This window comes from Corallococcus sp. CA041A (assembly GCF_003612075.1).
GTDB classification, from domain to species: Bacteria; Myxococcota; Myxococcia; order Myxococcales; family Myxococcaceae; genus Corallococcus; species Corallococcus exiguus.
This window is the reverse complement of record NZ_RAWF01000120.1, coordinates 1-20292: the sequence shown is the minus strand read 5'-3', so window position 1 is coordinate 20292 and position 20292 is coordinate 1. Positions and strand designations below refer to the sequence as shown.

The window sequence follows — 20292 nt, the reverse complement described above, 5'->3', positions numbered from 1 at the left end:
GTGAGGACTACAGCCGGAACTGCACGCGCACGCCCGGCTGGATCCAGACGTGGATCTGCTTTTCATCATCGGAAAGGTCATTGCTGATTTCCGCGGCATCGCCCAAGCGGATCGCGCCCTTGTTGTACTGCCCCACGGACGCGGAGATGTAAGGCCCCACCGCGATGGAGCGGGTGAGCTGGAGGTCCACGCCGAAGTGGGCGTGGCCCAGGTCATAGCCCTCGAGCTTGAACCAGGCGCTGTTGGAGCCTTCGCCCACTTCCAGCGAGCCGATCTCATAGCCCACGCCCACGCCCACCCACGGCGAGACGAAGCCGGCCGGCCGGAAGTGGTAGTCCAGGTCGATGCCGAAGCGCAGGACCTTGCTCTTGCAGTCCGCGCCGTCCGCGCACTCGTCACCGGGACCGGAGCCGATGCCGTACTGGAAGTAGGCGCCCAGCGAGAGCTGCCGGTTGAAGAAGTAGGAGACGTCCACCTGCGGCGCCACGGTGCTGCCGAACGTGTCCTTCAGCGAGAGGTCCGTGCCGGAGTCGCCCACCGGAATGCCAAAGGCGCCGCGCACGCCCAGCGCGAGCCCGGAGTTCGAGGGTTCCTGCGCCGCCGCCGGCAACGCGCCCAGGCAGGAGGTCAGCGCCACCGATGCGATGAAGTGTCGAGCAGTCATGTCGTCCAGGGTGAAGGGGCCGTCTTCCGACGGCGTGGGTTGGGTGTTGGCGGCGCAACGCATTGCAAGCCCACGGCCAGGGTTCGCGGGATGCGGGCGCCCGGGCTTCGCACGTCGTGGGGTGTTGGAACAGCACGGAAGCGCGACAGGAATGTCAGTCTTTCGTTTCAGCTCATGGCAGGTTCACGCCGTGCCAGAGTCCTGGAGCAAGCCATGTCATCCCCCCCGACCGAAGACTCCGACATCGTCCGCTGGCTGCGCGCCGAGCGCGAAGCCCGTGGGCTGGCCCGCATCGAGCTGTCCGCTTCGTTGAAGCATCAAGGGGAGCTCCTGGATGACACGTTGATCTTCACGGCGCCGGACGGAGCGCTGACGTTCGGTTCGCTGCCGGAAGCACCGCGCGCCCAGGCGCAGGGGCTGATGCGGTGGCATCACGCGTCGGCGCCCGGGCTGGGGGACATCGCGCTGGCCATCGTCTGCGACGCGCACGCGGCGCCTCGCATCCAGATGACGGACGCGGTCACGCGGGAGCATGACGCGAAGGAGCAGGCCCGCGCGGAGGCCCACTTCGACTCGCGGAAGTACGGGCGCGCGCTGGCGCAGCGGGTGGCGGAGCTGCTGGACGCGGGGGCGGACCTGTCCATCACCGTCGACCCGCGCGAGGGCGTGTCCCGCGCGCTGTGGCGGTCCGGGGATGGCACGTACGCGCAGGGGCTCCGCTACATCCAGGGAGACGCCAGGCCGGAGCGGACCTTCGCGTCGCGGGACGAGTTCATCCGCTGGCTGGCGGAACAGAGCGACGAGTCCCTGGCGAAGGAGGGCTTCCCGGACGACCCTCGCATGTGGGGAGTGGCGACGTTCAACCGCGAGTTCTTCGCGCGGAAGACGGGCCGGCGGTCTTAGCGGCATCCACACGAACTTGTCCGACAGTCGGACAGGTTTGGACGGCCTCGACTGGCCCCCCTTTCAGCAGTGCACCCCAGTGCCGTCCCGGAACCCTGCGGCTCCTGAACGAGTGAACGTCACAATGCGCAAGGCACTCCTGCTCTTAGGGCTCATCGCATTGGCTGGCGGATGCGTTCGGCACAAGCCGTCATGGACGGGGGAGGTGCAATGGCCGGATGAACAGTCCTCGGCCTCCGTCCTCCCCTTCACCGAAGCGGGAGCCGCCGTGGCCGCGGCAGGAGCGCTGCGGGAAGTGGTCCGGACCAATCCCCATCCGCAGCTCTTCCATGGCTGCGCGAGCCCGGAACAGGGACTCGATGTCGCCGTCTTCACCGGACCGACCACCGGCCTGTACTACGTCGCCGTGGAACAGCGGTTCAGCAGGTGTGGCGGTCCCAATGGCCGGGTCCTCGACTGGTGGCAGGTCTACGCGGTCACCCCCCAAGGCGAGGTGGTAGCGAAGGCCCCGCGCACACCCGACGTCCCCATGGAAGCGCAGCCCGACGCAGCAGAGGCCCCCGCTGACAGCCCTGCTCCGCCCACCGAGGAGCAGGCTCCGTCTCCGCTTCGAGAAGCACCTCCAACCGAAAATTCGAAGGCCGAGTAGGCCTTTCCCCACGCAATCCTTGAGGTAGGCTGGGTTTTCCTTGTCCAGCCGCCGCAGCCAAAAGCCTCCCAGGCCCGTGGCCTCTCATGCGTGTCACCCCTATCTGTTAGGTTTGAAGGATGGAGGTGACCCGTGATGTCGCTGTCCACTTCGCTCATTCCCCTGGTGCTGACGATCCTGATGGGCACCACGGCGGTGGCGCAGACCCGCACTCCCGTGGTCAGGGAACGCAAGGCCCGGCAGCTCACGCTGCGCTCGGAGGAGCCTCCGGTGCTTCATCCGCTGCACGTCGCGGCCCATGAGGTGACCACTGTCACCTTCGATGCGCCCATCGTTCCGGAGTCCGTGGACCGGAGCGTGCTCGCGCCCTTCTTCACTCGCGTGGCGGTGCATGAAGACGTGCTTGTCCTCAAGGCGTCCATGGACGTTCCCGTGGGCAAGGAACCAGTGATCACCGTGCGCTTCGCGGGGCCCGGTGCTCCGGCGCAGGTGGGCTTCGTGCTCACGACCGTGGCGGCGGAGGTGGATTCACAGGTGGAGGTGTTCCGGCAGGGACGCACCGCGCAGGATTTGGGGAAGGAACTCGCGGACCTGAGGGCCCATTGCGCGGTCACCGAGGCGGGGCTCGCGACGCTGCGTGCGCAGTGCGCGCTCAGTGGACTGGGTGGGGCGGTGTTGACGGGGGCGGTGACCCAGGAGGGCATCACCGTGGACTACATCCGTGAGTCACCCGTGAGCATGGGCATCGTCGCCGAGGGTCCTCACGTGATCTACCGCACCGCGAGCACCCGCGCCCTCTCCACCTCCTTGCGCAATCCCATGGGGGCGGCCCCCTGGCTCCCAGGCTTTGCTCGCGTGACACCTCGGGGACCTGACGCGGGTGGCATCCCCGTCCGTGAGATTCCCCTGCTCATACAGGTGCGACAGCTGGCACCTGGCGAGCGCTCCACCGTGGTGGTGGAGTGGAACGCACTGCCGGACCTGCCTCCAGGCGCGCACTTCACCCTGGAGCTCTTGGATGTGAAGGGCGAACGAGGCATCCGCTGGGAGCAGGTGTCGCCATGAGTTCGCATGAGGCAACTCCCGGTGATCCGGTCAGGTCCGAGCATCACACCTCCACGAAGCCCGCCCACAAGGCTTTCGGGGCGGCCCTGCCTGCCATGCGGCTGCTCGTAGTGGATGCGCTTCCTGCCGGAACGCTCATTGGTTCCTGGCGCGTCGTCCAACGATTGGCGTCAGGTGGATACGGCACGGTCTACGTCGTTCAGGCGAAGCGCCGTCCCCGCGGAAAGCAATACGCCCTGAAGCTGGCTCGCCAACCCGATAGCCCCTGGTTCTCACGCGAAGCGGCGGTGCTGTCCCGCTTGCCGCACCCGGGAGTGCCTCGCTTCGTGGATGCGGGCGCATGGCGGCCGGGCTCCGGGAGCTACCCATTCCTGGTGATGGAGCACGTGGACGGCGAGTCGCTGTATGAGTGGGCCCGCGCTCGCAACCCCACGGCTCGCGAGGTGGGTGCATTGCTCGTCCAGGCTGCGGACATCCTGAGCTTCGCGCACCGACACGGCGTCCTGCACCGCGACTTCAAGGGAGACAACATCCGCGTCCAGCCGGATGGACGGCTCACCTTGTTGGACTGGGGCGCGGGCTGGCACCCGGACGCACCGCCCCTGACCGGAACAGGCCAGCTTCCTCCCGGCACGGCGCACTACTTGAGCCCGCAGCTCCACCGCTGGCGGCTGGCAATGCCTTCAATGCCTGCGCAGGAGTGTCCTCGCTATGGCGTGGCGGATGAGTTGTACGCCGTGGGCGTCACCTTCTACCGGCTGTTGACTGATACCTATCCGGCGCTCCTTTTGAATGGTGAGGGACCGACGCGCGCATGGCCCGGCTCGCATGCGCCAGAGGCCCTGACCTCGCTCGTCACCCACCTGCTCGCCTTTGCGCCCGAGGAGAGGCCTCCGAGCGCATCCGCACTGGCCTCCGAACTGCATCAGGTCCTGGCCCATGCGGATGCATCCTGGGACTTGCCTCTCTTCGACTGGGCCACAGCGCCCTCCTCTTCTTCACGCACGACACAGGACGCGCCCGAAATGGTGGGGCCCGTGGCTCCCGGTCAGGAGGTGCCGCTCCAGCACGCACGTCTTCAGCGCCTGGACCGGCTCCAACGCATTCGCGAAGCACGCGAACTGCGCCGCCGGGCCCCCGCCCATGTCGCCCGCATGGAAGCCCGGTCCATCCTCGCCGCGAGCGCGGGTCGGCACCGTCAGACATTGCGAGCCCGCTGGCGCCGGGGGGCCGTGGGAGTCGCTTTCGTGCTGGCCTTGGGATGGCTGGCCTGGAGTCTGGGGGCCGTCTCCAAGGTCCGCATCGATGCGCCGGCGCATCCCTCTCCGCCTCCCGTGGCGCGGGGACCTGGGCCCGACCAAGCTGCCGCGTCCGAAGCGGCCCCTCCTTCCCCTGCGCCGCTTCCATTGGAGCAGGAAGCCATGACCCTTCCCTTGAAGCAGGAGTCCCCGGTCCGAACCCGTTCACTTGCGCGAGGCTGCACGCTGGCCGTCGGCGCGGCCTCCACGCTCATCGCTTGCGCGGGCGCGCAGGTGACGCCCAAGCCCCAGCGCTGCTCCTCGGAGGCGTTGGAGTCGATGAAGAAGCTGGACCTGCGGCGGGATGGAAAGGCGGCCATCACACTCGACGTCCGCTACCCCTTCCGCACGGATGCCACCCTGGTCTCCGTGAGTGACGGGAACATCGTGAGCGTCCAGAAGGAGCGACATGGCGGCCTTCCCGCTGGCACCCTCCTGTATGGACAGCTGTGGACGCAGGGAGAACACGTGGTGGGCCGCTACACGCGAGCGGAGACGCCTGCCGGCCGCACCCATCCGGTCTGCTTCGTCCTCGGAAACAGCGACGGCTGGTGGCCGAAGGATCCAAGCTCCAAACCCGGCACCGCACTGCTGCCCCGGAGCGTGGGCTACACCGTGGTGGACGCGTTCCCGTAGCGGACCTCATGGGCATGCGCCTGCGGTAAGCCCCAGGGGATGAGCCACATCCTGGCGAACGAAGCGCTCCGCTCCGTCGTGCTCTACCACCCCAAGCCCACCGAGGGCTGGCGCTACGCCATCTACACCCAGGAAGGCATCACGGATGGGAGGCTGCTCGACAGCACCCCATCCACTTCATTCGAGGAGGCCCGGGCCTGAATGGAGCAGACGCTGGTGGACCTGTTCGGCCGCCCTGCCACGCTTCGCTGGAAGGAGACCTCGCCGGGATGGTGGACGGGCGAAGCGCTGGAGACGCCCACCGACCCGGCTTGAGTCATTGCAGGATTCGAACCCACGGCCTTTGGCTCCGGAGGCCAACGCCGTTTTGGCAATCATCTCCGGGCCCGGGCTCAATAAAACGCACGCCGTGCGTGTGGGGACGACCCGGATTTCGGGGTCATTTCGTATCTCATTTCCAGAAGGGGCCCGGCCGGGCGCCTCCATGAGACGGAGCATTCCGCGTGCTGCCAGGAACCGAGCGGTCAGTCTTGGAGGCCTTCCGCCGGGGTGACACCGCCGTGCTCACCCAGGTCTACCGCACCTATTCACCCGAAGTGCTGCGCTACCTGTCCCGGCGCTTCTCCGTCCACTCGGAGACCGGCACCCGCTCCATCGCGCTCACGCCGCTGGACCTGGACGCCGCCCATCAAGAGACCTTCGTTCGGGCCTTCCGCCCCCACATGCGCCAGGCCTACGACGGCGTGCGCCCCTACCTGGGCTTCCTCCTCACCGTCGCGCGCTCCACCGCCATCGACCTGATGCGCGCCTCCGGCCGCGTGGCCCGGGAGGCCATCCCCCTGGATGACGCTCCGGAGCTCACCCATGCGCCCACCGAGAGCAAGAGCCCGGAAGAAGAGGCCCTGGGCGCAGAGGTCCGCTCCATCGTGCGCCGCTTCCTGGAGGCCCTGCCCGCCGAAGGGCGCGCCCTGGCCCAGCTGCGCTTCATGGACGGCCTGTCCCAGGAGTCCGCCGCCGACCAGCTGAAGCTCACCCGCGGCGAGGTGCGGGTGCGCGAACGCCGCTTGCGGTTGCAGTTCACCGAACACCTGAAGGACTCGGGCTGGCTGGACAGCGACACCGTCCCGGGAGGCCTGCAATTGGGCGCCCTGCTCGCCACCCTGGCCCTGCTGTGCGCCATCCCATTCGGGAGCCTCCCATGAAGTGGTACGAGCGACATGTGGACGCGGGACTGACGCGCTGGTCCCTGGGGGAGCTGTCCGCCCCCGAATCCTCGCGGCTCCTACGTCACGCCCACGCCTGCGCCCGCTGCGGCGCCCGCTACGACAAGTGGGCCCGCGCCCACCGCGTCCTCGAGTCCGGCCAGACGGACGCCCCCACCTCCACGGAGCTGGAGACCCTCACCGCCGCGGGACTCGAAGCCGCCCTCAACGCCGCCTCGCCCCCGGACGCCGCCCCCGCGCGGTGGCCCACCCTCGCGGTGCTCGGCGCCACGCTGGCGGCCCTGTTCCTCGCGGTGATGGTGACCCCCTCGTCCTTCGGCCCCACCGCATCCATCGAGCCCACCGAACCCGAGTTCAGCGTCCGGGGGGCCGTGCATGACCCGGCTCCACCCTCTGCGCCGGTGGCCCAGGCCGTCCTGCGCGTCTTCTGCGCGAAGCCCGGCCAGTCGCTGCACGAGCTGCGCGCTGGGGCCGCGTGCACCCCGGGCGCCACGCTGGCCTTCGCGGCGGGCGCCCGTCCGCCCTACACCCACGTCGCGGTGCGCGTGCGCGCCGGCGGCCACGAAGAGGTCAACGGCCCCTTCCCGCTCAGCGGCAAGGCCGGCGAGGAGCGCCCCCTGGAGCTGACGGTCGCGCTGCCCGCGGGCTCCGATATGGCGGAGGTCACCGCCACGTTCTCAGAGCACCCGGACGCAACCCTGTCAGCCCTGCGCAGCGGGACGACAGCGGGGGTGGTGGTGCTCAGGCAGGAGGTCCGGGTAAAGGATTCTCCATGAAGAAGCTGGAAGTCCTCCTGGGGGCAGCGCTGCTGATGGCGGCGCCGGAGGCATTCGCGGACACCGTGCGGCGCGCGCTCGTCATCGCCCACAACGGCAGTGACGACCCGGCGCTCGCGCCGCTGCGCTACGCGGATGACGACGGTGTGCTGTGGGCGGAGACGCTCAAGCGGCTGGGCGTGGAGACCACGCTGCTCGTCGACCCGGACGAGCCCACGCGCAAGGGCGGCAGCCTGGTGCTGAAGTCCGCGCAGGCCCCCACGCGCGCCGCGGTGGAGCAGGCCGTGAAGCGGCTGCAGGCGGCGACGCTCGCGGACCGCGCGGCGGGACGCCAGACGGACGTGCTCATCGTCTACGTGGGCCACGGCAACACGGACGACGCGGGCCGCGCCTACTTCACGCTCGCCGATGCGCGCCTGGACCGCAGCAGCCTCTATTCGGAGGTCGTGGATCCGCTGGGCGCGGACTACGTGCACGTCATCGCGGATGCGTGCCGCGCCTCCGGTGTGGTGGGCAGCCGCGGCGGGACGCCGGACGCGGCGGTGCTGGCGGAGCTGCGCGGAGTGCTCGCGCGCGAGCAACTGGCGTCGCGCCCCCACGTGGGCGCCCTCTTCGCGGAGAGCGAGGACGGCGAGACGCACGAGTGGTCCCGCATCCGCGCGGGTGTCTTCAGCCACGTGGCCCGCTCCGGCCTCCTGGGCGGCGCGGACATCAACGGCGACGGACAGGTGGAGTACAGCGAGCTGGCCGCGTTCGTGGCCGCCTCGCTGCATGGAGTGAAGGGCATGCCCGCGCGCCTGTCCGTCAACGCCTTCGCGCCCACCGCGGAGCCCCGCCGCCCGCTGGTGGGCCCCGCGCCCGAAGGCCCTCGGGTCACCTTCCCCGCCGGCTTCGAGTACGCGCGCCTCTCCGTGGAGGACGCGGACGGCCAGCGGCTGGTGGACGTGCGGCGCTCGCCGCAGCAGTGGACGCAAATCCTGCTGCCGCCTCGCGACGTGTACTGGGTGCGCGCGCCGAACGCGGAGGCGCGCGTCACGCTGGCGCAGCTGTCCTCGGGCACGCCCGAATTGCGCCCGCGCGAATTGCAAGAGCGAGGTCCCGCGGAGGAGGCGCTCCGCCGGGGCCTGTTCGCCGTTCCGCTGGACCGGTCGTTCTACGACGAGTACGTCGCCGCCGTGGGGCTGGTGCCGGTGGACTTCAGCAACCCCTTCCAGCCGTCCGTCATTGGCGGGGCGCGCTCCCCGCTGGCCGTGGCGTCGCCGTCCGACTGGACGTCGCGGTTGGAGCTGGGCCTGGGCGCGGGGCGCTCGCCGTTGGGGCTGGCGAAGTTCTCCGCCGGGCCCAGCCTGTCGTGGCGCACGCCGTCCTCCATGGACCTGCTCTACTACGGCGTGCGCGGGGCGTATGGCGTGACGCCGCTCGCGGCCCAGGACGGCATCCGGCTGCACCGCTTCACGGTGGAGGGGCTGGTGGGGTTGGAGCGTCCCGCGAACACGCCGCTGTTCGCGGAGGTGGGGCTGGGCTGGGGGCTCCTGGGCCTCACGGCGCCGGGCTTCCGCCAGGCGGACCCCGCGATGCTCACCGGCCACGTGGCCGCGGGCGTGACGGGGCGGTTCGCGGGAATGCCGCTGCGACTTTCAGCCCAGGTGGGCGTGGATCGCGTCACCGCCAACGGCAAGACCGTCATGGACGGGCAGTACGGCCTGGAAATCTCACTGAGGCGCTAGCGGACGCGGGCCGTCGGGCCCGGCCGTGTCCGTGCGTGGGTGCGCAGCCGTCGCGCCCACCGCGCCAACCTCGAGCCCTGACGGTCCTTCCGTGTCCCGTTCATTCTTCGTGCACACCGCGCTGTCGAGCGCCGCCGTGGCCACCGTGCTGCTGGCTGGCTGCGACCCCATCTGCACGAATGGGGTCTCCAAACCCGGGCAGGGCCAGGTGACCCGGAGCGCCTCCGGCACCTGCGTGCAGCTCGTGGTGACCCGCCCCGACGCCGGGGAGGAGGATGGCGGAACGGACGGAGGCGATGGCGGCGCGCTCCCCGACTCGGGCACGGATGGCGGCGAGTGCGGCGCCGTCCCAGGCTGGACGACCCGGGTGCTGGACGAGGGAATCGACATCATCATCGCCGCGTTCGTCTTCGACGCGCAGGGCGTGGGCCACTACGCCTATTCGAAGAACTCCCGCCTCCACGTGGGCACCACCCGGCCGGGCGATGTCCCGGTGCGCGTGGAGAGCGTGTGGACCGCCTATGACGTGCACATGGCCGTGGCCACGGACGGCACGCACCACGTGCTGTTCCAGCAGGGCAACAACGTCGGCTACGCACAAGACACCGGCGGCGTCTGGCGGTCCCAGGTGCTGAGAGAGGGCTGGGCGGCGGCCATCACCCTCGACGCCCAGGACGCGCCCCACCTGCTCATCGGCCGGCCCTACCCCCAGGTGGGCTATCTGCACGGCACCCGTTCCAGCACGGGGAGCTGGGACATGGCGCCACTGGAGGCGGTGGGCGCCAAGGGCGACCGTGAGCGGATCGCCGTGGATGCCGCCGGGTACGTCCACATCGTGTTCGTGCGCATGGACGACATGGGGAAGTCCCAGGTCGTGTACGCGAGCAACACGTCAGGGGCGTGGCTCGCCGAGCCGCTGGACTGGCGGATTCCCTTGAGTTCACCGCGCTACCGCATCGCGCTCGAGGTGGACTCGGATGGACGCCCCTCCGTGGTGGGCTCCGACACGCAGGGGGCGTGGCTGTGGACGAAGGAAGCCAGCGGCTGGACGTCGTACGGACTCGGGGCCTTCCTGAGCCGGGGTCCCGCGCTGTCGCGAAGCACCGCCTACCCGACCCTCCGCCATGCCCTTCTGGATGATGCGGACGCGAACGCGGACTCCAGCGGGAGCACCAGCCAGTTGGTCGTGAAGGTGCTGGACGGCACGAGAGCCGCCGGCGGAACGCTGCCGCTCACCGTGGAGACGCTGGACGGCGGGAATGCGTTCCCTGCTTCCTCCGCGGTGCAGCTGGACGCCCAGGACCGGCTCCAGGTGGGCTTCTCCTACGTGCACTACTACTACCCGCCAGACGGCGGCGCGATGGAGACGACGCGCGGCCTGCGCTACGCGCGCTACTGCCCCCGTTGAGACCCGCCAGGGAAGCAGGCGGTTGCGGGGCACGGAAGCGGGCGCCTACAGTCGCCGCGCCTTGAGCGAGTCCGTACCCTCCCTGAGTCCCCCGCCCTCTTCTTCCACGTCCCACCGGGCCCTCGTCGTGGCGCGAGCGCTGGCGGTGCTCGGCGGGCTGGGCTGGTTCCTGTGGCTGGGCGGCGGGCCGGTGCTGCCGCCCACGCGCATCGACTGGATGATGCGCGAGGACTGGGCCGCGCACATCTTCGGCTGGCTCTTCTTCCGCAACGCGGACTGGACGCTGCCCCTGGGCGCGGCGCCCAACCACTTCTACCCGTATGGCTCGTCGGTGGCGCTCACGGACGGCAACCCGTGGCTGGCGCTGCTCTTCAAGCCCCTGTCGCCGCTGTTGCCCGTGGACTTCCAGTACACCGGACCGTGGCTGGCCCTGTGCTACGCGCTGATGGGGTACTTCGGCGCGAGGCTGGTGGAGACGGTGTCCGCGCGCCCGGTGCCCATGGTGCTGGGCGGCACGCTGCTGGCGCTGTCACCGGTGATGGCGGCGCGCTTCGGCCACCCCACGCTGTGCGCGCACTGGCTGCTCTTGGCCCTGCTGTGGCTCAACCTGCGGGACATCCCGGACGCGCGCACCGCGACGCGGAGCCTGGGCCTCGCGGCCCTCTTCAACGCCATCGCGTCAGGCACCCACCCGTACTGGGTGGGCATGCTGATGCCGCTGACGCTGTCGCTCGGGGTGCGGCTCGCCTGGAGCCGGAAACTCGGCCCCGCGCGCGTCGCGGCCCTGTGCGCGGGCATCGCCGCGCTGGACGTGGTGCTGTTCGCCCTCTTCGGCTACTTCGGCGGCGGCGGGCTGGGCGCGGAGGGCTTCGGAGAGTTCTCCGCGGACCTGGCCACGCTGGTGAACCCCATGGGTTGGGGCCGCTTGCTGCCGGACCTGCCCGCCGCGCCCCGGCAGGGCGAGGGCTTCGGCTACCTGGGCGCGGGGGCGCTGCTGCTCGGCGTCGTGGCTTGCGTGAGCCTGTTCGTGCGCAGACAGGAGGCGCGCACGCTGGACTGGCGCCGGGTGCTGCCCGCGGCGGTGGTGGTGCTGCTCATGGCCGTCTACGCGCTGTCGTCGCGCGTGACGTGGCTGGGCCAGCCGGTGGCGGACCTGGGCTCGCTGTACGCGCCGCTGGTGAAGGCGACGAACGCGTTCCGCGCGTCCGGCCGCTTCGTCTGGCCGCTGCACTACCTGCTCGTCGTCGGCGCGGTGCTGCTGGTGGCGCGCCTGTGGCGCGGCGTGCCCGCCGTGACCGTGGCCGCGCTGACGGTGGCGCTGGCGCTCCAGGCGTATGACGTGCGCGAGGACAAGAGCGCCCTCTTCAAGCCCGTGCGCTTCCATCGCCTGAAGTCCGCGGAGTGGGATGCGCTGAAGGGCCCCTACCAACACCTGGCCCTCTTCCCGCCGCAGGTGCAGTGGGTGTGCCGCTATGACGAACCGCTGGTGAACGCGCTGGCGTATCAGGCGTACCGGCTGAAGCTGACGTTCAACAGCGGCTACGCGTCGCGCACGCCGGAGGCACTGGCGGCGGAGTGCCGCGCGCAGCTGCCTACGGGTGGCCTGGACGCGAGCACCGCGTACGTCGTCCTGCCGCCGCACGTGCAGCCCTTCCTCGACGCGGGCGCCAACTGTGGCCTCGTGGAGGACCTGCCGGTGTGCGTGGTGGGGAGCAACACGGATGCGTTCGCGCAGGGGCTCGCGCGTCAGCCCCGCCGTTGACGCAAGGTGATACTGAAAATCCTTTCAGCCCTCTTCTGATCCGCTGTTACCTTGCAGGTAGCCCGGGTTTCTCCGGGCGCACAGCGAGGGGAGCGACGATGCCTGCGATGACGAAGCACGCTGCGGGGACGGTGTCCTGGGTGGACCTGGCGGCCTGGGACCTGGAGAAGGCCCGGGACTTCTACGGGGCGCTGTTCGGCTGGACGTTCGACCCCACGTCCAAGGACAACGGCTACTACACGATGGCCCGCAAGAACGGCCAGCACGTGGCGGCGATGATGCCGCGCCCCAAGGACGCGCCGTTTCCGCCGGCATGGAACACCTACTTCGCCGTGGAGAGCGTGGACCGCTCCGTCGCCCGTCTGAAGGAGCTGGGCGGCAAGGTGATGATGGAGCCCATGGACGTCATGGAAGCGGGGCGCATGGCCTTCTGTACGGACAACTCCGGCGCGGCTTTCGGCTTCTGGCAGCCGAACCTGTTCAACGGCGCGGGCCTGGTGAACGAGCCCGGCGCCATGACCTGGCACGAGGCCAAGACGCGCGATGGCGCGAAGGCCGTGGCCTTCTACAAGGACCTCTTCGGCATGACGGCGGACAAGATGCCGGATGAGCGGATGCAGTACTGGGTCGTGAAGAAGGACGGCCGTGAGACGGCCGGCGTGATGCAGCTCGACGACAAGACGCCCGCCGAGGTGCCGCCCCACTGGATGGTCACCTTCTCCGTGGCCAACACCGACGAGGCCGCGGCCACCGTCACCGCCAAGGGCGGCAAGGTCATCATGCCGCCGTTCGACTCACCCTACGGCCGCATCGCCGTCGTCACCGATCCCGGCGGCGCGGCCTTCGGCGTCATCACGCTGGCGCAGCCGGCTTAGTCCGCGTCCCGAGCCTCAGGGAATCAGGGCCGCCATCGCGGCGGCCATCACCAGCTTCACCGGCACGCCCGCGGCCCGGGCCAGCCGGACGCAGTCGTCGAACTCCGGGTGCGCGTTGAGCACCCGGCCGTCCCGCAGGCCGCGCTTCACGCGGACCTTGCCCCAGGGCGTGTCCACCTCCACGAAGTCGCGCTCCAGCGCGTGGCGCTCCACCCGGTGGTAGCGCACGCCCAGCGACGTGGACTCACGCAACAGCACGTCCACCACCGCCTCGCGCAGGCCGCCCTCCACCAGCGCGCCCAACAGGTGCGCCGGCCGGCCCTTCTTCATCACCACCGGGGCCACCCACGCGTCCTTCGCGCCCACCTCCAGCAGCCGCTCCACCAGGTGCGCCAGGAGCTGCGGCGTGGCGTCATCCAGGTTCGCCTCCACCACCCACAGCCCTTCGGTGGCCTGCGTCTCCACGCGGCCCAGCGACGCGCGCAGCACGTTGGGCCGGTCGCGGAAGTCCTTCGTCCCCACGCCGTAGCCCACCTTCTCCACGATGAAGTCCGGCGGGTGGCCAATCTTCGTCAGCACCTTGAGCAGCGCGGCGCCCGTGGGCGTCGTCAGCTCGCCCACGCCCTCGAAGCGCACGGGCACGTCGCGAAGCAACTCCAGCGTCGCGGGCACGGGGATGGGCATCTGGCCGTGCGCCACCCGGATGGTGCCGCTGCCCAGCGGCGGCGGCGCGGCGTGCACCTCCGGGTCGCCCAGCAGCTCCAGCACCACGGCGGCGCCGCAGATGTCCACGATGGAGTCCACCGCGCCCACTTCATGGAAGTGGATGGCGTCGATGGACACGCCGTGCACCTTCGCCTCGGCCTCGCCGATGGCGCGGAACACCGCCAGGGCCCGCGCCTTCGCGCGCTCCGGCAGCGTGGGCGCGGCTTCAATCAGCTGGCGGATGTCCGCGTAGGCGCGGTGCGGGTGCGCTTCCTTCGCGTCCAGCACCACGTCCAGGTGCGTGCCGCTGATGGCGTGGCGCACCGCGCGCGACACCGCCAGCTTCCAGCCCGGCACGTTGAGGCCGGAGAGTGCCTGAGCAATCGCGTCCGGCGACACGCCCAGGTCGATGCCCGCCGCCAGGAACATGTCCCCGGCGATGCCGCCCACGGGCTCCAGGTAGAGGATGCGCCGCATGGCCTGTCAGCTCCGTCCCTTGGTGCGGGAGATGAGCGCCGCGTAGAAGCCGCCGCCAAACCCGTTGTCGATGTTCATCGTGGCCACGTTGGAGGCGCACGAGTTCACCATCGAGAGCAGCGCGGAGATGCCCCCCAGGTTCGCGCCGTAGCCCACCGACGTGGGCACCGCCACCACCGGGATGCCCACGAGTCCACCCAGCGCGCTCGCCAGCGCCCCCTCCATGCCCGCCACCGCCACGGCGACGTGGCACTCTTGAATCTCCTCACGCCGGCGCAGGAGCCGGTGGATGCCCGCCACGCCCACGTCGTAGACGCGCCGCACCTCCGCGCCCATGGCCTCCGCCGTGAGCGCGGCCTCCTCCGCCACGGGGATGTCGCTGGTGCCGCCCGTCACAATCGCGACGCGGCCCGCCTTCACCTTGCGCTGGGGCAGGTGGAAGATGCGCGCCACCGGGTGGTACTGGCCCTTGGGGAAGCGCGCCACCAGGGCCTCCGCCTTGTCCGGCTGCAGCCGCGTCACCAGCACCGTCTGCTTGCGCTCCACCAGCGCGCCGACGATGCCCAGCAGTTGCTCCACCGTCTTGGGCTCGCCCAGCACCACCTCCGGGAAGCCGAACCGCAGGTTGCGGTGCGTGTCCACCGTCGCGTAGCCCAGCTCCGCGTATGGCAGGTCCTTCAGCTTGCCCACCGCGTCGTCCAGGGTGACCTTGCCCGTCTTCACCTGGCCCAGCAGGGCCCTGAGCGCCTTCTCGTCCATGGGCGAGCGGTCTACCCCAGCCGCCCCCGCGCCTCCAGGCGGACCTAGAGGCCCAGCCGGGACAGCAGCGCCTGGGCGCTCCCGCGCTCCAGCACCAGCAGCATCTGTCCGCCCAGCGGCGTGGGCCCCGAAGCCGAGAAGCGCGCCGCCAGCACCACGCCGGGCCCCGGCTCCACGTCGCCCAGCACGCCCGCCAGCACCGGGCGCACGGGCCCGCGCTGGAGCTGGGGCACGGAGGGCAACAGCCGCCAGCCCGTCAGCCGCCCGATGGCGGACAGACACGCGCTGGCGAGGATGTTCGCGGCCTCGGCCAGGGCGCTCTCGCGCTCCTCGGGGGACGCGGGGTGGCCGCGCACCAGCGCGGACTCCAGCGCCTCCGCGTCCACGGACGGCAGCGCCAGCACCAGCGCGCCGCGCAGCTCTCCCGTCATGCCCAGGCGCACGGCGACGGCGGGGGCGTCGTCCGCGAAGAGCGCGGGCCCCTGGGTGGCGTCCGTGACGCGCACCTCGGGGATGGACAGGTCCACGCGGCCACCCACCAGCCGGGCCAGGGCGTTGGCGCCATGTCCACAGCCGATGTTGGCCACCTCGCGCAGGGCGTCGAGCTGCGCGTCACTGGGCAGGGGGGGGCTCACGCGGTCAGTAACCTCGGGACGTCCAGGATGAACACGGGACGACCGCTGCCCAGGATGGTCACGCCGGACAGTCCCGGCAGCAAGTCCAGGGGACGGGACAAGGGTTTGAGAACGACTTCCTCCTGCCCCAGGAGGCGATCCACCGCCAGCGCCACCTTGCCGGTGCCGGCGTCTCCTTCCATCACCACGAAGGGCCGGTAGCCGGGCATGGGGGACGCGGGCACACCCAGGAGCGTCTCCAGGGCGTGCACCGGCAGCAGACCATTGCCGTGAGGCAGGAGCGCCGTCTCTCGGCTCTTGCTCAGGGACTGGGGATCCGCCTCCGTGGCGCCCACCACCTTGGCGATGGGCAGGCCGAACACCTCCTCGCCCACTTCGACGAGGAGCAGGTGCACCACGGCGACGGTGAGCGGCAGGCGCAGCGTGAAGGTCGTGCCCCGGCCGCGCTCGCTGTCGATTTCGAGCGTGCCGCCCACGCTCTCCACCACGCGCTTCACCGCGTCCATGCCCACGCCGCGGCCGGAGATGTCGGTGATGTCCTTGGCGGTGGAGACGCCCGGCAGGCACGACAGGAGGAACGCGTCGCGGTCCGCCATGCGATGGGCGGCGTCCTCGGTGATGAGCCCGCGCTTGAGCGCGGAGGCCTTGAGCTTCGCGGGGTCCATGCCCCGGCCGTCGTCCTCGATGTCGATGATGACGCGGTCGCGCGCACGGCGCACGGTGACGGTGACGCGGCCCCGCGCGGACTTCTTCGCGGCCGCCCGCTCCTCCGGGGACTCCAGGCCGTGGTCGATGCAATTGCGGAGCAGGTGCAGCAGCGGGTCGGCCAGCTCGTCGAGGATGGCGCGGTCGAGCTCGATTTCAGCGCCGGTGATGACCAGCTCCACCTCGCGCTCCTTGCGGCGGGCCAGGTCGCGCGCGGCGCGGGGCAGCCGGTCGGTGATGAGCGACAGCGGCGTCATGCGCGCGCTCATGACCTTGTCGTGCAGGTCCTTCACCAGCGTGTGCAGCCGGTAGACGCCCTCCTCCAGCGCGGGGCGCGTGTTCTCCGGCAGCACCTTCCCCACTTCGCGCAGGCGCGCGGTGGCGAGCATCAGCTCACCCACCGTGTCGAGGAAGTAGTCGAGCAGCTCCGTGCGCACGCGCACCGTGCGAGAGCCCGCGTCCGCGGTGGCGCGCGCCGGGTCCGACGCGGGCGCGGCCACGGGGAGCACGGGCGGCTCCGGGACGGCCGGAGCGACGGAGACGACCTCCACCTCCGCCACGTTGCGCAGGGCCGCCTGGATGCCGGCGTCGCCCACGCCGGTCTCCACGTCCACCTGGATGTAGCCGTCCGGGATGCGGCCGGCCTTGAGCTCCTCCAGAGGGGGGCGCAGGTCCACCAGCGTGCCCAGGGAGGACAGCCGCTTGTGCACGAGGAACGCGCGCACGCCGGGCACCTGACAGGTGGGGGAGATGCGCAGGCGCACCGACCAGCGGGGCGCGCCGGCCTTGCCGTCCACGCCGCTGGCGGCGGCCTTGAGCCCCGAGGCCAGCGCCACCACGGAGGTGGAAAGGTCGTTCTCCGGCAACACCGCCAGGGACCGCGCGGCCGGGGCACCGTAGAGGGCCTCCGGGCCGCTCAGGTCGCGAGGTGGCATGAGCGTGGCCGGCGGCATCACCGCCAGGGCGGAGGGCGGCGCCGCGCTGGAAACGCCCGGACTGGCTGTCCCAGAGGCCGCGTCACCGCCGGACGTTCCCGAACCGGAGGTTCCCGGAGTCGAAGGCCCGGCCCTGCTCGACGCGGAGGTTCCCGAGCCCGCAGCCTCCGCGCCAGAGGCTCCCGAGGCACCCGCCGCGCTGCCCGGCGTCCCCGAACCCGACGCGGGCCCGGCGGAGCCACCCGGCGTCCCCGAACCCGAGGCACCCGAAGGGCCCTCGCCCCCTCCCGAGCCCTCCCCGTCATCTCCTCCGGACGGGGTCGCGGGCTTGAGCGCGGTGACATGGGCCACGCGGGTCGCGGCGGGGGCGTGGCCGGTGAGCGACTGCACGCGGGTGCTCAACTGATTGAGCAAGCCCTCGGCCTGCTCCGGTTCGCGGTTGGACGAGACGGCGCGCACCTGGGCCGTCAGCGTGTCCGTGGCGCTCAGCAGCAGGTCCACCAGGTCCCGGTCCAGGAGCTTGCGGTCCTGCCGCACCGCGTCCACCAGGTCCTCCACCCGGTGCGCCAGCATCGCGATGGGCTCGAAGCCCATGGACGACGCCATGCCCTTCACCGAGTGGGCGTGCCGGAACATCGAGTCCACGGTGCTGGCGGTGGCCTCGCGCTCCAGCTCCACGAGGTCCCGTCCGAGCGCCTCCAGGTGCTCGGTGGCCTCCGAGATGAAGAGGCCCAGATACCGGGACATGTCCATCGTCATGACCCGGCACCTCCTTCACAGGCGGAAGGGGCCGCGACCCGGGCGGGAGCGGTCCCTTGCGCGCCGATTCAGGCCTCGCCCAGCACCTTCTTCACGACCGCCAGCACGTCCTCCGCCCGGAACGGCTTGACGATGAAGTCCGAGGCACCCGCCTCGATGGCCTCCATCACCAGGCTCTCCTGTCCGAGCGCCGAGCACATGATGACGACCGCGCTGCTGTCGGCCTTGATGATTTCCCGCGTGGCTTCAATGCCGCTCTTGAAGGGCATCACGATGTCCATCGTCGTGAGGTCCGGCTTCAACTCCTTGAACTTCTCCACGGCCTCCAGGCCGTTGGCCGCCTCACCGACGACCTCGAACCCTCCAGACGCAAAGATGTCCTTGATCATGTTGCGCATGAAGATGGCGTCGTCGACGACCAGCACCCGCTTAGCCATGTGAAGAACTCCGCCTCCGTTTCAGGCCTAGAGGGAGCGCACCCTATCACCGGCCGTTTCCGGGGGGCTACTCACTTGGAGGGAGTGAACAAGGCAACGACCGCCGCATCAAGTCCTTCCGGATCCAGCACGGTCACTCCCAGACCGCCCAGGCGGGCAACGCCGCGAACCGCGGGCATGGCCTTGCCCGGCGCGGCGCTGACGCGCTCCACCGCTTCGATGCCGTCCACGTCCGTCACAAGGAGGCCCAAATCCCTGCGACCCCGGTCCAGTAGCACGACACGGCACAGGGGCGTGGGACCTTCTGGCAGGTGGAGCAACTGGCGGAGCTCCACCACCGTCACCACCCGGCCGCGCAGGTTCATCACCCCGGTGATGGCGGCCGGGGCCCGCGGTACACGTGTGTAGCGCTCCGGCGGGACCACGACCTCCCGGACGGCCGACAAGGGCAACCCGTAGCGTTCCTTCTCGACCCGGAAGATGACGTGCCGCACGGTGAAGGCCCTTGTGCCGCAAGGCGGCGACAGGCGGGGGACGGGGCGCTCAGGGCCCCAGGCGGAAGCTGCGCACCACGCTCTGCAGCTCCACGGAGAGGTTGGTCAGCTCGCTCGCCAGCGACGTCATCCGCGACACCGCGGCCGTCTGCTCCTGGATGACGGCCTGGATGGCCTCCGTGGAGCTGGCGTTGTTCTTCGCCACGAGCTTGATCTCCTCGATGGCCTTCACCATCTCCTCGCTGCCCTTCATCTGGTCGCGGGTGCTGTCGGAGATGAGCGTCACCTTCTCCGCGCCCTTGCGGGCGGTGTCGGTGATGGCCCCCATGGAGCGCATGATGTCGGTGAGGTCCTCACGGCCCTCGGCCAGCTCCGCGATGCCTTCCTTCATGGCGCTGACGACGGAGGTGGACTGGCCGGAGATGTCGCGCGCCAGGCGGGAAATCTGCTCCGCGGAGCGGCCGGCGCTCTCCGCCAGCTTGCGCACTTCATCCGCCACCACCGCGAAGCCGCGGCCGTACTCGCCCGCGCGCGCCGCTTCGATGGTGGCGTTGAGGGCCAGGAGGTTCGTCTGCTGCGCCACCTGGGTGATGGCGTCGACGATCTTCGAAATCTCCTGCGTCTTCTCGCCGAAGGCGAACACCTGCTGGCTGGCGGACTCGATGCGGTTGAAGACCTTCTTCACCTTGTCGCCCGCGAGCCGCGCCGCCTTGGAGCCGTCCTCCGCGCTGCTGCTGGTCTCCGCGGACGTGCGGGCCGCGTCCAGGGCGCTGGCCGCCGTGCGCTGGATGCTGCCGGCCATCTCCGTGATGACCTTGGAGGCCTGCGACACCAGCTGCGACTGGGTCTCCGCGCCGCTGGCGATCTTCTCCATCGACGAGCCCACTTCCTCCGTGGACCCGTTGACGTTCTCCGCGCTGCGCTGAAGGTCGATGGCGGTGTCCGCCACGCTCTTGGCGGTGTCCTGGATCTTGCCCACCAGCTCGCGCAGGTTCTCCTGCATGCGGGAGATGGCGCCCGTCAGCTCGTCGATTTCGTCGCGGGTGCTGTGCACCTCCGCGGCCACGGGCTTGGACAAATCACCCTGGGAAATCTCGAAGGCGGAGCGGCTGAGCACCTTCACGCGGGTGACGCGCGCCAGCAGCGACGGCAGGAACGCGGCGCCGCCAAAGGTGATGAGCACGCCCACGCCCACCCGGATGATGAAGCTCCAGCTGCCCCAGGACGCGTCGAAGAGGCTCTCCGTGCAGAGCAGCCAGGTGCCCAGCAGCAGGCCCAGCAGGATGTAGCCGGTGGTGATCTTCCGGTGCAGGGACTGCTCGCGAACCGCCTTGGGGCCATCGACGGCGCGCAGCAGTCGCTGCACCGGCTCGCGTCGGGGGGTGAGGCCAGAGGAGGGG

Annotated in this window: 19 protein-coding genes and 1 tRNA gene; 11 read left to right on the top strand and 9 right to left on the bottom strand. The window is 70.6% G+C overall.

Annotated features, from left to right (window positions below; genetic code table 11):
- Window positions 1-7 precede the first annotated feature (7 nt).
- Window positions 8-664, bottom strand: a complete 657-nt coding sequence (locus tag D7V77_RS21765) for an outer membrane beta-barrel protein (RefSeq protein ID WP_158624460.1) — start codon at window positions 662-664, stop codon at window positions 8-10.
- A 213-nt stretch (window positions 665-877) separates the two neighbouring features.
- On the opposite strand from D7V77_RS21765, the gene D7V77_RS21760 reads away from it, so the two are divergent.
- The 5 genes from D7V77_RS21760 to D7V77_RS43815 all read left to right on the top strand — a co-directional run bounded on the left by D7V77_RS21760 (window position 878) and on the right by D7V77_RS43815 (window position 5416).
- Window positions 878-1567 carry a hypothetical protein gene (locus tag D7V77_RS21760; RefSeq protein WP_120578209.1) on the top strand — a complete coding sequence of 230 codons (690 nt, stop codon included), beginning with the start codon at window positions 878-880 and terminating at the stop codon, window positions 1565-1567.
- Between the two features lie 124 nt (window positions 1568-1691).
- Complete coding sequence (locus tag D7V77_RS21755; protein WP_120578208.1) at window positions 1692-2216, top strand: hypothetical protein; 525 nt, start codon at window positions 1692-1694, stop codon at window positions 2214-2216.
- Window positions 2217-2351: 135 nt separating this feature from the next.
- Window positions 2352-3281, top strand: coding sequence for a DUF2381 family protein (locus D7V77_RS21750; protein ID WP_120578207.1), 930 nt, complete (start codon window positions 2352-2354; stop codon window positions 3279-3281).
- A 95-nt stretch (window positions 3282-3376) separates the two neighbouring features.
- Window positions 3377-5215 carry a serine/threonine-protein kinase gene (locus D7V77_RS21745; protein WP_158624459.1) on the top strand — a complete coding sequence of 613 codons (1839 nt, stop codon included), beginning with the start codon at window positions 3377-3379 and terminating at the stop codon, window positions 5213-5215.
- Between the two features lie 39 nt (window positions 5216-5254).
- Entirely contained in the window at window positions 5255-5416 is a 162-nt protein-coding gene (locus D7V77_RS43815) for a hypothetical protein (protein ID WP_158624458.1), read from the top strand.
- 119 nt (window positions 5417-5535) lie between these two features.
- Here D7V77_RS43815 and D7V77_RS43810 read toward each other — a convergent pair.
- Window positions 5536-5602, bottom strand: a tRNA-Arg gene (locus tag D7V77_RS43810).
- A 116-nt stretch (window positions 5603-5718) separates the two neighbouring features.
- Here D7V77_RS43810 and D7V77_RS21740 point away from each other — a divergent pair.
- From D7V77_RS21740 to D7V77_RS21715, 6 genes are all read left to right on the top strand, one after another.
- Window positions 5719-6417 (top strand): RNA polymerase sigma factor, encoded by a 699-nt coding sequence (locus tag D7V77_RS21740; RefSeq protein ID WP_120578205.1) that lies wholly within the window; start codon window positions 5719-5721, stop codon window positions 6415-6417.
- Window positions 6414-7214 carry a hypothetical protein gene (locus tag D7V77_RS21735; protein WP_120578204.1) on the top strand — a complete coding sequence of 267 codons (801 nt, stop codon included), beginning with the start codon at window positions 6414-6416 and terminating at the stop codon, window positions 7212-7214. Before D7V77_RS21740 ends, D7V77_RS21735 begins: the two co-directional genes overlap by 4 nt.
- Window positions 7211-8941, top strand: coding sequence for a caspase family protein (locus D7V77_RS21730; protein ID WP_120578203.1), 1731 nt, complete (start codon window positions 7211-7213; stop codon window positions 8939-8941). Before D7V77_RS21735 ends, D7V77_RS21730 begins: the two co-directional genes overlap by 4 nt.
- 91 nt (window positions 8942-9032) lie before the next feature.
- Window positions 9033-10349, top strand: coding sequence for a hypothetical protein (locus D7V77_RS21725; protein ID WP_120578202.1), 1317 nt, complete (start codon window positions 9033-9035; stop codon window positions 10347-10349).
- Window positions 10350-10476: 127 nt separating this feature from the next.
- On the top strand, window positions 10477-12111 hold the full coding sequence (locus tag D7V77_RS21720) for a DUF6311 domain-containing protein (protein WP_233597146.1): 1635 nt from the start codon (window positions 10477-10479) through the stop codon (window positions 12109-12111).
- Window positions 12112-12218: 107 nt separating this feature from the next.
- Window positions 12219-12986 (top strand): VOC family protein, encoded by a 768-nt coding sequence (locus D7V77_RS21715; RefSeq protein WP_233597145.1) that lies wholly within the window; start codon window positions 12219-12221, stop codon window positions 12984-12986.
- Between the two features lie 15 nt (window positions 12987-13001).
- Here D7V77_RS21715 and larC read toward each other — a convergent pair whose 3' ends face one another.
- The 7 genes from larC to D7V77_RS21675 form a co-directional block, all read right to left on the bottom strand.
- The gene (larC, locus tag D7V77_RS21710) at window positions 13002-14168 is read right to left on the bottom strand and encodes a nickel pincer cofactor biosynthesis protein LarC (protein ID WP_120578200.1); all 1167 of its coding nucleotides are present in this window, start codon (window positions 14166-14168) and stop codon (window positions 13002-13004) included.
- Between the two features lie 6 nt (window positions 14169-14174).
- A complete protein-coding gene (gene larB / locus D7V77_RS21705; protein ID WP_120578199.1) occupies window positions 14175-14927 on the bottom strand; it encodes a nickel pincer cofactor biosynthesis protein LarB in 753 nt (250 codons plus the stop codon).
- A gap of 44 nt (window positions 14928-14971) precedes the next feature.
- Window positions 14972-15562 carry a chemotaxis protein CheC gene (locus D7V77_RS21700; protein ID WP_120578198.1) on the bottom strand — a complete coding sequence of 197 codons (591 nt, stop codon included), beginning with the start codon at window positions 15560-15562 and terminating at the stop codon, window positions 14972-14974.
- Entirely contained in the window at window positions 15559-17961 is a 2403-nt protein-coding gene (locus tag D7V77_RS21695; RefSeq protein WP_199733816.1) for a chemotaxis protein CheA, read from the bottom strand. Before D7V77_RS21695 ends, D7V77_RS21700 begins: the two co-directional genes overlap by 4 nt.
- 68 nt (window positions 17962-18029) lie before the next feature.
- A complete protein-coding gene (locus tag D7V77_RS21685) occupies window positions 18030-18398 on the bottom strand; it encodes a response regulator (protein WP_014400067.1) in 369 nt (122 codons plus the stop codon).
- Between the two features lie 71 nt (window positions 18399-18469).
- Window positions 18470-18892 (bottom strand): chemotaxis protein CheW, encoded by a 423-nt coding sequence (locus D7V77_RS21680; RefSeq protein WP_120578197.1) that lies wholly within the window; start codon window positions 18890-18892, stop codon window positions 18470-18472.
- 49 nt (window positions 18893-18941) lie between these two features.
- Window positions 18942-20292: methyl-accepting chemotaxis protein (locus D7V77_RS21675; protein ID WP_233597144.1), on the bottom strand; the 1351-nt coding region annotated here is incomplete at its 5' end.